The following is an 18611-nucleotide window of genomic DNA, read 5'->3' on the forward strand; positions in this document are numbered from 1 at the left end:
TTAAAGGACCCTTAAATTGTGAAAAAGTATGTTATCGTTGGCCTATGTAGTTTGATCCTATTAACCATAGGTGTGATCCTATCGTTGCAGTATGTTAAAAAATCTAATGAGATTTACATCACGGGATTAACCCCACTCACCTATGAATTAGGTAATGAAAAACCGGATTTAAATGAGAATGTAAAATCGCTTAATGGACATCAAAAGCCAATTCTTATTCCCTATATTATTGACGAAAGTGCTGTAAAGTGGAATACAGTTGGAAACTATACGCTTTTATATACTTACAAAAATTTAACGTATCCACGACAACTAACCATCCGCGGTGATAAACCGTTTTTTTCACTTGTGGACGAACTGGTTTTTCCAATTACAAAGGAAACTATAGATTATGTATCCTACTTGAAAGCATATGACTTGTTTGGTAATGAAATTAGTGAAAGGATCGAAGCAAATTCCAATCAAATCAATCCAAGATTACCAGGTCAATATCCATTACTAGTTTCTGTTTCAGATGATTATGGCTTATCGACAAGCCAAACCTTAATGGTTGAGTATTATCACGATGAAACCACAAACTATCATCCAGTAATAACTCAGCTTAACGCTTTTGAATACATGATTGGTAATGAGACAACACCTTATAAAGAGAACCTATTTGGTATCGATTACTTTGGAAAAGACATGACGGATTCCATTGTCATTGATGATAAGTTTGTAAACTACAATCAAACTGGCTTTTATCCCGTTCTACTTAGTCTTAAGGATGATTATGGGTTTGAAACCAAAATAACTACAGAGATTGAAGTTAAATGGTCAACTGAAAATACAATTCATTTTGAAGGTTTAAAGGATTTCGTAATAAAATTGGGTGATCAAAAACCTGATTACTTAGAAAATATTAATGCTTTAGATTCGATTGAAGGTGATTTATCTAATCAAATTTTAGTTGATGAATCAAACATTAACTACACTCTGATTGGCGAATATATGCTGTTTTATCGTGTCACAAATTCGCTTGGATTCACACAAAATGCAATGGTTCAAGTACGTATAATTACAGACGAATATGACTCGGAACCCCCTGTGTTTACAGGCATACAAAATCTCACGTATTATATGAGTCAAACGAAGCCCGATTTACACCTTGGAATTCTTGCCTACGATGAGGTGTCAGGTAATCTCACGAACCGCATTCTAGTTTCCGATGAAGAAGTAAAATGGGAGATCCCTGGAACATATACTGTTTATTATGAAGTCATGGATGATACATTAAATAAAACAATAGAAACACGAAAAGTTACAGTTATTGATGATGTACCGCCTGTTTTTTATGGTATTGTGGATATTTATGTTTCTTTAGAGTCTGGGACTTACCCAGATTTAATTCAACATGTAACGGCTTATGATAATGTCGATATGGATATTACAGCTTCGATTGAAGTGGATGATTCACTGGTCGATATTTCACAAAAAGGGACGTATAAAATAATATATACTATTACTGATTTAAGAAATAATATTACGACACAAATTTCCTACGTTATAGTCTATTAATTTGAATAAAAATGAAATAATATAGACAAGTTAGTTTTAAATTATTGATAAATTGTTTGAACACCTTAATATATTGATATATAGCCATTATCCGTTTGTCATGATATATGGTTAGTAAGTATACAAATTAAATAAACTATAAACTCAATTATTTCATTTGCGTAACAGAAAAGTTATAAAAATGTATTGATTTCATAATCATTTCATCGTACAATTGAATTAACAAATGAACAATTCATATTTATATATGGTGGGTTATGAAAACGAGACGATTTATTAGATATAGCTGTTTTGTATTAATTTCATTTTACGCAATTTTCGGGATTCTTCGTACCGGAAGATTTTTATCTTTCCACACCGAGGAATCCCATTTTTTTTCATACAACTCAGAGTTTTTGTCTCAAGCAGGAACCAGCAGTGATCCCTATGTTATTACCTCAAGTGAAGATATGTTAACCATCTCATCACTCACGCTAGGTGGAAATAATTTTAGTGGTAAGTATTTCGTGGTTTCAACAGGTATCGATGAGCTCGATTTAGGTGATTTCGTACCAGTCGGAACCACAACAAGACCGTTTTTAGGGAACTTTAACGGAAATGGTGTAAGGTTTAGAGTAGCGATCGATAAAACAGCGACCGATAACGTGGGTATATTTGGGTATATCCAAAACGGAACGATAGAAAACTTCTCGATATACGGGTCCATCAAAGGCAGAACAAACGTCGGAAGTGCGGTCGGATACCAACAAAGTGGATTGGTAAGAAACATTTATAACGAAGCGAGAATCGCCGCAGTAGGTTCAAATATTGGTGGAATAGTCGGACAGCTATATAACGGAACAGTGACGTTAACGTATAACCGCGCAGAGATTACAGGGGTATCTAATGTCGGTGGAATCATCGGCTATACGTATACCTATACAATGGCATCATCGAGTGTAAGTCATGTCAATAATGTGAACAATAACTACAGTTCCGGGACAGTGAGTGGAGACAGTGCAGTGGGGGGCGTAATAGGCGCAAGTTCAGCAGCGAGATACACATCCTCGACGGGAGCGAACGCCAGAAACAACAACTACTATGACATCACAGAGATGGCGAACTACGCACAAACCAGAGCTGTAAAACCGAGCAGTTTAGCATCTGCAGAAGGGCTATCTTCTGGCGTATTCTTCAGTGGAATGAGCGGGAAGCTATCGAGTGGATTCGTATTTGAAGCGATCTCAGATGGGTTTGGATATTACCCACAACTGAGCGTATTTTCAAACCATTCGAATGGAACGATCAAAGGGAACTCAAAAGCGAGTGTCCAAGTGGAAATCGGGGATGGATTAGGGACCTCAGATTTACCATTTTGGATTAGAACAAAAGAAGATATCGAAGCGTTAAAGTTAAAAGTAGCGAGTGGAAACACATTTGAAGGGTTCTATTTCAAAGTGGAAGACGGCGTGGGACAATTTGATTTGGGTAATTTTACACCAATCGGGAGTGCGAGCCGACCATTCTATGGCAGTTTTAATGGAAATAACGCAGAATTCAATATAGAAGTGAATCAAAGTGGATCGAACATTGGATTGTTCGGTTATTTCGGCATCGGAACGATCGAGAATTTATCTATAAAAGGACAAATGATTGGTGGAACGTATGTCGGGGCCGTGGTCGGGACGATGGTATCAGGGATTGTAAGAAATGTGTATAACCAAGCGGATATCAGTGGGGTATCGTATGTGGGCGGGATTGTTGGGTATTTAACCAATGGACAAGTGATTAACGCATACAATACCGGGGATATCTTAGCGAGTGGAGATATCGCAGGTGGTATCGTCGGAAGGATGTATGAAGGGCGAATCGAGCGAACCTATAACATGGGCGAAATCATCGGCGCGAGATATGTAGGTGGGATAGTCGGGTATGTACAACAGTACCAAGCATCCACATCGAGTGTAAGTCACGTGAACGTAATGATACAAAACTATAGTGCAGGGTTAGTGAGTGGGAACGCGGAAGTAGGCGGAGTGATTGGGTATAATAACCCAGGTCGATACACCTCATCGACGCCAGCGAACGTGAGAACGCATTTGTATTATGACGTGAGTGTATTGGTGAATTACAGACAACCAAGAACGTTAAAACCGGAAGTCCAAGGTCATCCATATGGACTAGACGGCAGTGTTTTACTATCGAAAGATCAAATGATAGCCAAAGGGCTTACAGAAGCCAATTGGTATTACGATACAAAAGAGGATAAATACGCGTATTACCCACAATTAAGCGTATTTAGAACCCATGAAGAAGCAAGAATCTCAACCGAATCAATTGAATCGGTCAAAGTGGATATCGGGTATGGACTCGGAACGAGTGCCATTCCATTCTTGATTAAGACAGCAGAAGACATGCATAACCTATCTCAACTGGTGTTAAATGGAAACACGTATTCCGGATTCTATTTCAAAGTGGATGACGGGATTTCAGAACTGGATTTAGGTGATTTCGTACCAGTCGGAACCACAACAAGACCGTTTTTAGGGAACTTTAACGGAAATGGTGTAAGGTTTAGAGTAGCGATCGATAAAACAGCGACCGATAACGTGGGTATATTTGGGTATATCCAAAACGGAACGATAGAAAACTTCTCGATATACGGGTCCATCAAAGGCAGAACAAACGTCGGAAGTGCGGTCGGATACCAACAAAGTGGATTGGTAAGAAACATTTATAACGAAGCGAGAATCGCCGCAGTAGGTTCAAATATTGGTGGAATAGTCGGACAGCTATATAACGGAACAGTGACGTTAACGTATAACCGCGCAGAGATTACAGGGGTATCTAATGTCGGTGGAATCATCGGCTATACGTATACCTATACAATGGCATCATCGAGTGTAAGTCATGTCAATAATGTGAACAATAACTACAGTTCCGGGACAGTGAGTGGAGACAGTGCAGTGGGGGGCGTAATAGGCGCAAGTTCAGCAGCGAGATACACATCCTCGACGGGAGCGAACGCCAGAAACAACAACTACTATGACATCACAGAGATGGCGAACTACGCACAAACCAGAGCTGTAAAACCGAGCAGTTTAGCATCTGCAGAAGGGCTATCTTCTGGCGTATTCTTCAGTGGAATGAGCGGGAAGCTATCGAGTGGATTCGTATTTGAAGCGATCTCAGATGGGTTTGGATATTACCCACAACTGAGCGTATTTTCAAACCATTCGAATGGAACGATCAAAGGGAACTCAAAAGCGAGTGTCCAAGTGGAAATCGGGGATGGATTAGGGACCTCAGATTTACCATTTTGGATTAGAACAAAAGAAGATATCGAAGCGTTAAAGTTAAAAGTAGCGAGTGGAAACACATTTGAAGGGTTCTATTTCAAAGTGGAAGACGGCGTGGGACAATTTGATTTGGGTAATTTTACACCAATCGGGAGTGCGAGCCGACCATTCTATGGCAGTTTTAATGGAAATAACGCAGAATTCAATATAGAAGTGAATCAAAGTGGATCGAACATTGGATTGTTCGGTTATTTCGGCATCGGAACGATCGAGAATTTATCTATAAAAGGACAAATGATTGGTGGAACGTATGTCGGGGCCGTGGTCGGGACGATGGTATCAGGGATTGTAAGAAATGTGTATAACCAAGCGGATATCAGTGGGGTATCGTATGTGGGCGGGATTGTTGGGTATTTAACCAATGGACAAGTGATTAACGCATACAATACCGGGGATATCTTAGCGAGTGGAGATATCGCAGGTGGTATCGTCGGAAGGATGTATGAAGGGCGAATCGAGCGAACCTATAACATGGGCGAAATCATCGGCGCGAGATATGTAGGTGGGATAGTCGGGTATGTACAACAGTACCAAGCATCCACATCGAGTGTAAGTCACGTGAACGTAATGATACAAAACTATAGTGCAGGGTTAGTGAGTGGGAACGCGGAAGTAGGCGGAGTGATTGGGTATAATAACCCAGGTCGATACACCTCATCGACGCCAGCGAACGTGAGAACGCATTTGTATTATGACGTGAGTGTATTGGTGAATTACAGACAACCAAGAACGTTAAAACCGTCTACAGTTGTTGGTGGTCAAGGTTTAGAAAAGACCAGTTTAATTGGTAGTGGGATGACCAGTCGTGGGTTTTCAGGAACGGACTGGACATTCAAAGATATTGAAGGTTTCTATGCTTTCTACCCACAACTAAGGGTATTTTCAACCAGTTCAAGTAGTGTCGTGATGGAAGACTCGAAAGACTCCGTTAAGACCATTCCATTCATTGGGGATGGGACTTCGAGTAGCCCTTATATCATCTCATCAGCCGCTGAAATGCGCGCATTATCCTTATCAATCTCGGGTTCTTATGACGCATTTGGGGTTTACTACTTGGTAAATAAGAACGTTACAGATATCGATTTAACTGAAAATTTCAGTCCAATCGGGTCATTAACAACACCATTTAGAGGCCATTTTGATGGTAATTACGCGAATTTTGTATTAAATATCAACAGTCAACAATCTTACCAAGGTTTATTTGGAGTGACTTCAAGTGAGGCAGTCATTCAAAGACTTTCTGTCTCCGGACAGCTGATTGGTAGTGATCATATAGGCTCAATTGTGGGTTTGAATAAAGGTATCGTTTCAGAAGTTTATGCAACCTCAGGTATTCGTGGTAAGAATCATACAGGCGGTTTAATCGGGACCAATGAAGGCACCTTAGAAATTGGTTACTTTACTGGGGATGTGAACGCGACACTTTCAAATATTGGGGGTATCGTCGGTACGAACCGCGGAGATATATCTCAGGTATATGCAGGCACAACCGTAATCGGGTCAACCCATATCGGTGGTGTCGCTGGCTATAATGAAGGTACGATTCAAAGTGCTTATTACGATCAAACTAAGATAGAATATTTTGAAAATTCAAATTTAAACAAACCTATTCAAGCCATAGGAAATATGGCTAATTTAAGCGATGTTAAGGGTTTAGAGAAAATCCAAATGCAGGGATTGAGTATCATTGGGTCTGGTACGTACCAATTGGATTTTGACTCGACGTATTGGAGTGAATCCAATGCGAGCGGTATGTACACTTACTATCTCCAAATTAAAGGCTTCCAATCCAATTCACAATCGGCGATTAAGATGAAATCGAGCCAATCGGCACGTACGATTCGCTTTGCCATAGGTAATGGTACCAAAGTGAATCCATACATAATTACCAGTGAAATCGATATGAAAATATTATCGGATATTACGAAAGAAGATACACTGACTGGTATTTATTTTAAAGTGGAAGATGGTATTACACGTCTTGATTTAACTCAAACTGGATTGGGATTCAACCCGATTGGACCGAATAGTACGCGTCCGTTCAGAGGTCATTTCGATGGTAATAACGCGATCATTCATTTAAATTTAGCCACTTCAGTGAATTATACAGCATTATTTGGTTATGTTGGTAATGACGCAAGTATTACCAATTTTACTGTCACCGGATCGGTTAAAGGCTTAAGTTATACCGCGGGTGCGATTGGTTATATCCAATATGGTAGAATCGAAAAAGTTTATAACAAAGCCACCATTGAAGGTACAACCTTTACTGCAGGTATTGTTGGTGATGCCAGATATTCAAACTTAAAAGAACTTTATAATATGGGGAATGTCAAAGGTACTGATAAAGTAGCAGGTATTTCTGGTAGTATGACGAAGTCCACACTGGAATCGGCATTCAATTTTGGTGCAATTACAGGTAATCATTTCTTAGGTGGTATCACAGGTTACGCTGAAACAAATTCCGCAATTTCCTATGTTTATAACCGTAATAACGTGATTGGTAGTGGCAATCATGTGGGTGGTATTTTAGGTAATTTAGTCAATGGGACACTGGATAACGCCTATAGCGCGAGTATGGTTCGAGGTCTAAATGCGGGCTATATTGGTGGTATCATTGGTCGTGTGGGTGGAACAACAGTAGAAATCAACAGTTACTATGATTTATCTATCATTGAAGCTGATCTCCAAGCAAATGTCATTAAACCGATTCGTTCAATTGGGAATAAACTTGAACAATTGACTGTAAAAGGTGTTGAAAAGAACCAACTAACAGGACTTTCAATAATCAGTTCAGAATCGAATAGTACCTTATTAAAACTCGATGAATCGAAATGGGTATTAACAGCAGATGACGGAGTCAAAGTCCATTATCCACAACTCAAATTATTTAGTGAAGCGAATTCTGCTATAAAAGCAGATTCATTGAGTTCTGTAAGTACATATATTTTTGCTGGAATGGGTACCGAAACAACACCTTATATCCTATTAAATGAACGCGATATGGTCCGATTATCGAACCTGGTTCAAATGGGTAACGATTTTGAAAATGTCTATTTCGTAGTTAGAAACAATTTGAGTGAAATGAACCTCACTCAAACCGGTTTAAATTATCAACCGATTGGTACACCGATTACACCGTTTAATGGTGTATTTGATGGTAGTGGTGTCAATTTTAGATTGAGTTTAGCTGGTAATAATTACCAAGGTTTATTTGGCGTCGTAGGCGCATCCGCAACCATTTCACAGCTATCCGTCTCAGGCAGCATTACTGGAACGGAATATGTAGGCAGTATTGCCGGGTATAACAAAGGCACAATCCGTAATGTGTACTCTACAGCAACCATTAAAGGTTCGCTCTATACAGGTGGTATTTTAGGCTATCATCAAGGTACATTGGAATCTGTTTATCAAAATGGTCTTGTAGAAGGGGTTACTTATACCGGTGGTTTAATCGGATACTCAGAAGGTTTCGTTAAAGATGGCTATGTTTCAAGTAGCGTTTTTGGTGTTACGAACACTGGCGGTATCCTAGGTTATACGTCTAGTTTAACGGGTTTAGATTATTTATATTACAATAGTTCAGCTATTGAAGTTTTAGATGTTCTAGAAACCTTAAAACCGGTTAAAGCCATCTCAAATGTGGACGATCAAACGAACATTAAAGGTGTCTTAATGAACCTATTGAGCAGTGGGGTATTCGGGGAAACAGGTATTTCTTTTTCAAATCCAACCAACTGGGTGGTATTAAAAGCCAGTGGATTTGATGCCTATTATCCTCAATTAGCCTATTTTAATAAACACAAACTATCAAAAGTCATCGAGAATTCGACCAACTCTGTACGCGTAAATCGTTTTACAGAGGGGGATGGGTCACTCCATAATCCATACATCATTCGTACCAATCTAGATATGAAAGCCATCTCTGATTTAAGTGTGGCGAGAATGACTTTAGAAGGTAAATACTTTAGAGTTGCAGATGACATTGAAACAATCGATTTAACAGTAACTGGTCTAAACTATCTACCGATTGGGAATGAAAACTATTATTTCCAAGGCAACTTTGATGGGAACCATACCCAATTTATCTTGAGTTTAAACCAATCCATTTATTATCAGGGTTTGTTTGGTTTTGTTGGTAACAAAGCGGTTATTCGAAATTTATCGGTCTACGGCAGTGTGTACGCGACCCGTTTTGCGGGCGGTATTGCAGGCAGAAACCGTGGATTAATTGAAAACGTCTATAATAAAGCTACGATTACTGCGAAGGACTACCATGCTGGAGGGATCGTCGGTTATAACGAAGGTATTATCAAAAATGCTTTCAATACTGGGGATGTTTCAGTAAGTGTGTACCATTATGCCGGTGGTATTACAGGGTATACTGTACGAAACACCACCGTTGAAAAAGTCTTCAACACAGGTACCATTAAAGTCGCTGGATCTTACGCTGGTGGAATCGTCGGTTATGCACAAGGCATGGTTTCCGATACATATAACGCAGGGGCTGTTTTAGGGTCAAACTCGGGTATGATTATCGGGGTTGCAGACGGTTATGCAACTGTTTTCAATAGTTACTATAACCTCACCACCATTTTACAAACCATTCAAACACCAAAAGCGCTTAAAGCAATTTCTAATAAAGCCGATACAGAAGTCATTAAGGGTGTGTATACCTCTGAAATGACAGGAGATCAGTTACAAGGTATCAAATTTAACGCAGATATCTTTGTTTTAAAACCAAATGATGGTTTATTTGGTTATTATCCTCAACTCAAAGCATTCCTCTATAATACGACAGAACACGTCTTGAATGATTCGATAGACGCTGTATCTGTACCTGTATTTGTGGGTGAAGGGACACTCAATCAGCCTTTCTTAATTTACTCGAGTGCCGATATGGTTGCGTTATCGAACTTAGTATTACAACAAGTCGATACCACCGATATTCATTTCAAAGTATTTGAAGCCAATAAAACATTGGATTTGAGTCCATCGACATTGGAATTCAAACCCATTGGGTCGTTGAATGCGCCATTTAAAGGGCACTTTGATGGTAATCATGCTACTTTTAATTTAGCAATTGATTATACCCATTACGCTGCATTATTCGGTGTCGTAGAATCCACAGGTAGCATAAGTAACCTAAGTGTCAAAGGCTCAGTAAAAGGTACCGATTATGTTTCCGGTGTTGTCGCTTTCAATAAAGGTGCTGTGGAAAACGTCCATAATGAAGCGCGTATTGAAGGTTTAAACTACGTTTCTGGTATCGCATCGGTTAATAGTGGAACGCTTGAACTTGTTACAAACAAGGGCGAAATAAAGGGACAAACCTATACCGCGGGGATTACCGCTATCAACCAAAATACAATTGAACTCGCTTACAATATGACGAATATTCAAGGTGCATCCTACACTGCAGGTGTGGTTTCTAAAAATGAAACGGATGCGCGTATGATGTTTGTATTTAATTATGGCCATTTACAAGCTTCTAACCGTTATTTAGGTGGGGTGGTTGCTGTTAACCGAGGCAGTTTAATCCATTTCTATAACCGTGGAGATTTAACGAGTCAAGAAAACTTTGTCGGTGGTGTAGTAGCCCTCAACCATGGTACGGTTCAAGACGGCTATCAAGCATCTAAAATTATGGGTATTAACGATTTAGGTGGTATCAGTGCATTAAACTTAGGTAGTATCGATTCGGTATACTATGATACTTCGCTCATCGAATACACCAAAGTATCAAGCCCTTATACAAAACCAAGTCAGGCCATCTATTCAGGTGATCAATCTGGGGACATCAAAGCCTTAACAACCGAAGAAATGACCTCACTTTATGCGATTGGGACAAATGAAGATCAAATGAATTTATCCATCGAATGGTCATTAAAACTCGGTAGTGATTTCATCTCTTATTATCCGGAACTCTATGTATTTAAAAATGCAGAACCCAAATACAGCAGTGATTCCTTAAAATCGATTACTAGAAATGTGTTTACAGGAGCTGGAACACTTTTAGACCCGTATTTAATCTATGATGGATACGATATGAAGACCATTGGTGATTATGTCAAGAAAGACATTGATTTCACAAATAAATACTTCAAGGTAGCAGAAGGTATACAAACCATTGACTTATCTGATGCAGAATTGATGTATGACCCAATTGGGACAGACCAAAGCTATTTTAATGGTACTTTTGATGGCAATAAAGCTTTATTCACCATCATGTTTAATAATCCAAATCAAGATTACATGGGGATGTTCCATACTCTAGGTACAAAAGCATTGATCAAGAATCTAACAATTCAAGGCACAATCCACGGCAGAAGTTACTTAGGCGGTCTCGCTTCTCGTAATATGGGTTCGATTGAGTTCGTAACAAACTTAGTCAATATTACCAGTACCACAGGTACATCAACCGGTGGGATTGTTGCGGTCAATAGTGGAACTATAAGACAATCCGTCAACAAAGGCAATATCACTTTAAGAGGGTCTTTCGTAGGCGGGATTGCTGGTGAAAATGAAGGGACCATCGCCCTAAGTTATAACAAAGGCATCATTGATGGAGATACCAGTGTTGGTGGTATTGCGGGGATGAACACTAAAATCATTCAAACCAGCTATAATACCGAAAAAGTCACTGGGAACACGCAAATCGGTGGAATTGCAGGCGTTAACTACAACGCCATTTCTGAAAGTTATAATATGGGTTCAATTATCGCAAAAGTGGGTATTGTTGGGGGGATTGCAGGGCTTAACCAAAGTACCACTTTACAAGCCAGCATCATCAACTCTTACAATACAGGTGCGATTCAATCTCTTGGTAATCTAGCGGGAGGATTGGTCGGCCTCATGTCTTCGGGTATGCTATCTGACTTATACAACGCAGGTAGTGTTTTTGGACTGTCTGAAGTTGGCGCCATTATCGGTCAACGCACTACAGGCACAACTGTCCGTGCTTATTATGACCTTAATATTTTAGAAAATAGTAGTTCAACCATAGGTATCAAACCAACCAAAGCAATCAGCAATATCGACAATACGACTACTCTAAAAGGTTTATATCGTGGTCAAATGGCTGGTATGAACGCAATCGGTATGTCTGTACGTCAAATGAACTTTAGTAACCCAGCCTTATTCGCGATGACTGCATCACACGATATGTGGAGCTATTACCCACAAATTAAGGCCTTTACAACAAACTCATCCGTCGATGTTCGCAACGACTCCATGTTATCTGTTCGTGGTAAGACTTTCATTTATGGTGAAGGTACGAACGATAATCCATACATTTTGAATAGTGAATCCGATGTCATTGCGTTATCTGAAACTGTAAATAGCGGCAATGACTACCGTGGCGTTTACTTCAAAGTATCTCCTACTGTTTCTGAATTCAACTTCGTCGATGCAGAAGAACAATATTTCTTATTCGCAATCGGAACAGAGACTGCGCCATTTAACGGTACGCTTGATGGTAGTGGTGTTAACTTTAAACTAAATATAGAGCAAAATAAGAATTATCAAGGGCTCTTTGGTCATGTCGGTGAATATGGTCACCTCCACAGTTTCTCAGTATCTGGTACTGTATCGGGTCTAGATTACACGGGTGCGATTGCAGGGATGAACCGTGGAATCATCGAAACTGTATATAACCAAGCCAATGTCACAGGTAGAAATTATACAGGCGGATTGGTTGGTCAAACATTTGAACTCATTAAAAACGCCTATAACCGCGGTAAAGTTATCGGAAACCAATACGTCGGTGGGATTGCTGGTGGTGTCGACGGTATAATCCAAAACACGTACAATACAGGCATCATTTATGGTAAAAATACAGTCGGTGCGCTTGCAGGTATGTTTAATTCAGGGGTCATCGAGTTTAGTTATTATGACACCCGTATTTTAAATGCATATAGCGCACCAAAAGGCTATATTAAACCAAGTATCGCTGTTGGCACTGCATTTAATAGCGATACTGTTAAGGGCTTAGATAAGTCCTTTATGACGGGTGTAAATGCCTTAGGGACCGATGAGTTCCAAATGAATTTTATCGAAGGTACCAATTTATGGAGTGCTGCCTATAATATCGAGGCTATGCAAAACTATCCACAATTAACACTTTTCTCAAGAGCTTCAAGCGCCCACACCAAATCCTTATCCATGGCATCCACTCAAACTGAACTTTTTGAAATCACACTAGATTATAAAGGTGCAACAGAACAAAATACGGTATCGAAAGTCTATGTAATACCGAATGAGTATTATCAATTACCTGTACCATTTAAATTCGGTTTCGAGTTGGTGGGTTGGTATTATTTAAATAATGAAGCAACTAGAATCCAATATACACAAGCAAATGGCGAATCGATCCAAGTATATTCACACAACGATTCAATTACTTTAGAAGCTCAATACAAAGTAGCCATCCATAAAGTAGAATTCATCGATGGTAATGGAAATGTCATTGAAGAGGTACAAATATCTCATGGTGATTATGTTACTGAACCTCTTGAGATTCCAACCAAAAACCCAAGTTATGACAAGGTGTTCTTCTTCAAACAATGGCAATTTGACTTCTCAACTCGTATCACAACCTCACTTAAGATTGAAGCGACTTATGAAGAAAAGAATCGCTACTTTAAACTTACTTATTTTGATGGAAACGACCAATTCATGGCCGATATTCTTATCGAATATGGTACCTTAGCAACCCCACTATCCACCATTCCTGAAAAGCAATTTGAAGGCCAATCTGCTTATGAATTTGAAAAGTGGGACTATGATTTCACTAAGGAAGTATTTGAAAATGCAGAAGTTTATCCGATTTTTAAAACCGTTGATCGTTACTATCAAGTGACATTCCTGGATGTGAATTCAAATATCTTAGAACAAGTGCTGGTTGAATATGGTAAAGATGCTAAAACTGCACATATACCAGAAAAAGAAATGGATGATCGTTACATCTATGAGTTTAGTGGATGGAGTCAAGACATCAGTTCAGTCAAAAAAGCGATGACTGTATCGCCTATTTTCAATGCCTTAGATCGCTATTATGTCGTCAGATTCTTAGACGGTAATGATGACGTTCTCGAAACGCAATATATTAAATTCTTAGAAGCAGCACAAGCACCAGCGATTACCCCACAAAAAGCCTACACTGAAATGGATGCGTATAAGTTCTTAGGTTGGGATCAAGCATTTGATCATATTGTCAAAGATACCGATATTCGTGCGACATTCACACGCGTAGACCGCTACTATACAATCACGTATATCGATGGGGATGGCAGTATCTTAGATACCGTTACAGTGGAGTATTTGACAGAAGCCAGTCAACCTTCAAAAGAACCATCGAAGGCAATGACACTAGAAAATATCTTTATATTCAGTGGTTGGAGTGTAGATTTAACACAGGTCCAATCAAATCTCATCGCATACGCCGAGTTTACGACAGAATTGCGTCCATATACGGTGTATTTTATGGATGGTAATAATGAAGTATTTGAAGCACAAGAAGTCCTATATGGACAAAATGCAAAAGTACCAACCGGTATTCCAAGAAAAGCAGCCATTTTAGATATTGCTTATAAATTTGATGGCTGGTTAGGTAGCCTTACTAATGTCCGTGCCGACCGATACATCGAATCTACTTATGTTGAAGTCGACCGTTATTACATCGTCACATTCTATGGTTATGAAACCGACATCGTCTTGAAATCAGAACAAGTCGAATACGGTTACGCAGCTACAGCACCAGAAGCCCCAGTTAAACCACATCACTTAGTAGGTTATGAAAACTACTTTATCAACTGGAATAAAGCCTTTGATTTTGTTGAATCGGATTTAGAAGTCCATGCAAACTATGGGTCTCGAATTAAGACGTATGAAGTTAAGATAGTTAATGGGGATGAAACAACCTATCAGATGGTTGAACACGGCAAAAATGCAATATTACCAGAACCATCAAAAACGAATACTGACCAATACACTTATACCTTTATTGAATGGGATCAAAGTCCACTCAATATTACCTCAGACCGCATCATTACAGCTGTATTTGAAACAACCACCAATTACTTTACGGTTACATTTGTGAATTATGATGGTCAAGTTTTATCCACTCAAATTGTGATTCGTGGTGAAAATGCAGTGGAACCAGAACACCCATTGCGTCCAAGTACACCTAATAAAGTTTATATTTTCAGTACATGGAACAAGAATTTTAATGAAGTCGAATCCGATTTAACGATTGAAGCCCTTTATGATGAGTTTGACCGTTACTATGAAGTTCGCTTTGAGTATGAAGATGGTACCTTAATCCAAACATCGACGATTGAATATGGACAAAGTGCATACGCTCCAAAAGACATCACAAAAGCATCCACAGACCAGTACGATTATGCGTTCATGGGGTGGGACCACGCGTTTGAAGTCGTGAAGTCAAACTTAGTTATTAAACCGATTTTTGAAGAAAATCTAAGACACTATGAAGTGCGTTTCTACGATGGTGATGATCAATTAATCGAAACTCAAATCATTGCTTATGGTAGCTCGGCAATACTGCCTAAAGTCGCAACCAAAACGCCAACTTCAGATACTTATTATGTCTTTAAAGGATTTAATCACACAGGTCAAAATATTACCAGTAACACAGAGATCATCGCAGAATTTGACGCGGTCGATCGATACTATCAAGTTGTCTTTATAGACCGTCATGGCACGATAATTAATGAGCAAACCATCGAGTATGGAAAAGCTGCGATTGACCCAATCAAGAGTCTTAATTACGAGATTGTTGATGCGAATACCATCTATACGATTGTTGGATGGAATCAGTCATTTAATGAAATCAAGAAAAATGAAATCATTGAAGGTATTTATGAAACACTTCCACGTTACTATGTAGTGAATTTCTACAGTGAAACCGGTGTATTATTCCAAACACAAACAGTCGAATACGGACGATCAGCCTTAGACCCAGGTATCCCAGTTAAAGCCGATACCCTTACCCATTTCTATGTATTTGACAGTTGGTCGAATCCGTTTGATTACGTCACGAAGAATATCGATATTAATGCAGAATTTATTGAAAAGAATAAATCCTATCAAGTCGTATTCCTAGATGGCAACAACCTTGTGTTTGACGTTCAAATCGTTTTATATGGTGAAGACGCAATCACACCGAATGGTATTCCAACTAAATCGAACACAACCGATAAGACTTACCGCTTTACAGGGTGGGACCGTGCCTACGATAATATCACTGAAAATCTCACGGTCTATGCGTTATTCGAATCCGATGTCCGTTTATATACCGTAAGATTTGTCGATGAAGAAGGTCGCTTGATGAAAGAAGTTTTAGTCCCTTATGGGGCTTCAGCTACACCACCAAGTGACATTCCGAATAAACCTTCCACCGATGCTTATGATTACAAAATTACATGGTCAAGACCATACACCAATATCACTCAAAACATCGAAGTGAAGCTCGTTTACGAGGCAGTCATTCGCGAATATACATACCGTTTCTTAGACGCTCAAGGCTTACCAATTAAAACAGTCAAAGCCCCTTATGGGTCTCAAATTACAGTTCCTGGTAATCCTACGAAACCAATGACTGAAAAGTATGAGTATCTATTTGTTGGTTGGTCACCAGACGTGCCTGAACTACTCACTAAAGACATCGATTTCACCCCATATTTTGAAGAAAAATTACGAGAGTTTGAAGTCATTTTCTTAGATGGTGATGGTAAAACATTTAATACACAATGGGTGAAATACGGTGCTAAACCGGTTGTACCATTGGGTATTCCTACGAAGTCGGAAACGGCTCAATACTATTATCAATTTAGAACTTGGTCGAATATACCGAACACAATCTATCAAAATGTGACCATTGAATCTGTCTATAACCGATTCTTACAAACTTATACGGTTACCTTTATCGATGATTTAGGTCAAGTCTTAAAAACACAAGAGGTCGAATATGGTACTGGGGCTACTGAACCCGATAACATTCCTCTAAAGCCAGAAGACCAAATGTATTACTATATTTTCTCAGGTTATAACCGTCCGTTTAACTTTGTTACACAAGACATTGTTGTTCAAACTGTTTATACTTCAGTCCTTAGACAATACACATATACATTCTACGCAGATGATCAAACGACAATTTTAAAACAAATGAAAGACGTTTATGGCGCTACCATAACACCACCCACTGCACCAATTAAGATTGGTAACGAATACATGACTTATGTATTTGAAGGGTGGACACCAGTGGTGCCTCTACAACTGACTGAAGATATGGATTTCGTGGCTGTGTATAAAGAAATACTCAAAACATTCCAAGTTATTTTCTTAGATTTCAATGGCAATGTCATTGAAACACAAATTATTAATTATGGTGCAGATGCGATAGACCCGACCAAGATTCCAACCAGACCGAAGGATGAACTTTATGAATACAGCTTCCAAGGCTGGGATACCGATACGACCCAAGTTCGAAGTAATCTGATTGTCAAACCGATTTTTTCTAGACAATTACGCACGTTTATGGTCACGTTCGTTGACTTTGACGGCAGCTTCCTCGCTAAGGTTACGATTGAATATGGTAAGAGTGCAGCTGGAAAAGTCGTCACTCCAACACGTGAAGGCTACCGCTTCATGAATTGGGATCACGACATCTCCTCAATCAAGAATGATGTTGAAGTGAGAGCCTTGTATGTTGCGAACGACTATCAAATCAATTTCCATGGTGTATTAACCGAAACCATCGAACCGATTGTGTATGCGTATGGTAGTACGGTAACTTTACCTAAGATTACCTCCGAACGACGTGGTTATGAATTTACAGGTTGGAAGACCTCAGAAGATCAAACATACATTGAATTTAGTGATGGTGAAACCTTCACAGTTGAAGAAGAAGGCTTACAACTTTACGCCGAATGGATACCAATTGTGTATAACATCACCTATGAACTCGATGGCGGTTATACAACAAACCCTTCTCAATACACCATTGAAGACCATATTGAACTGCAAGGCGCATACAAAGAGGATTATCAATTTGTGGGCTGGTTCTTAGCAGATGTGAAAATGGAAAAAGTAGGTCGTAGAAGAGCCGTTGACCTAGATACACCGATCACGGAGATTGCAGATGGTTCCATTTTAGGACACATCGTTTTAGTCGCCCGTTATGAATTTGATGGTTACATTAAACTTAAAGAAGATAGTTTCTTATCGCTAAATTATGCGGAAATCACCAATTTGATACCTATCGTAGATCGTAAGAATGAAGAATCTGAACAGCCTATTTACTTAATTGGTGCGTATCAAGGCTTAACGATTGCAGAAATTAAGACGCATTTCGAGAATACGAACCTAGAATTTATCGATTTAAATAACAATCCAGTAGCCGATTCAAGCATAGTCTATACCGGACTTCGTATCGTCATTCGTGACAAAGCGAACCCAGGTACCTATAAAGATGAGGTTCATGTGATTCTTAGAGGCGATTTAAATGGAGATGGCAAAGTCAATATCGTCGACTTTAACCAGTTGGATGGTCATGTTACAATGCGAAATCCAATTTCTAACCTCACACTACTTGCAGCCCTGATTGATGACAACAGCACCATCAATATTGTGGACTTAAACTTACTAGCTGGACATGTTCAAGGAAAAGAATCAATTTTTTCTGAGCATAGTTAG

At 39.2% G+C, this 18611-nt stretch carries 2 protein-coding genes; both read left to right on the forward strand.

The window, feature by feature from the left end; translation table 11 throughout:
- The first annotated feature begins 18 nt into the window (after positions 1-18).
- Positions 19-1557 (forward strand): immunoglobulin-like domain-containing protein, encoded by a 1539-nt coding sequence (locus N7603_RS09035; protein ID WP_262095872.1) that lies wholly within the window; start codon positions 19-21, stop codon positions 1555-1557.
- A 395-nt stretch (positions 1558-1952) separates the two neighbouring features.
- Entirely contained in the window at positions 1953-18611 is a 16659-nt protein-coding gene (locus N7603_RS03080) for a dockerin type I repeat-containing protein (RefSeq protein ID WP_262095873.1), read from the forward strand.

The organism is Paracholeplasma vituli (genome assembly GCF_025446935.1).
In the GTDB taxonomy this organism is placed as follows: Bacteria; Bacillota_I; Bacilli_A; order Acholeplasmatales; family UBA5453; genus Paracholeplasma; species Paracholeplasma vituli.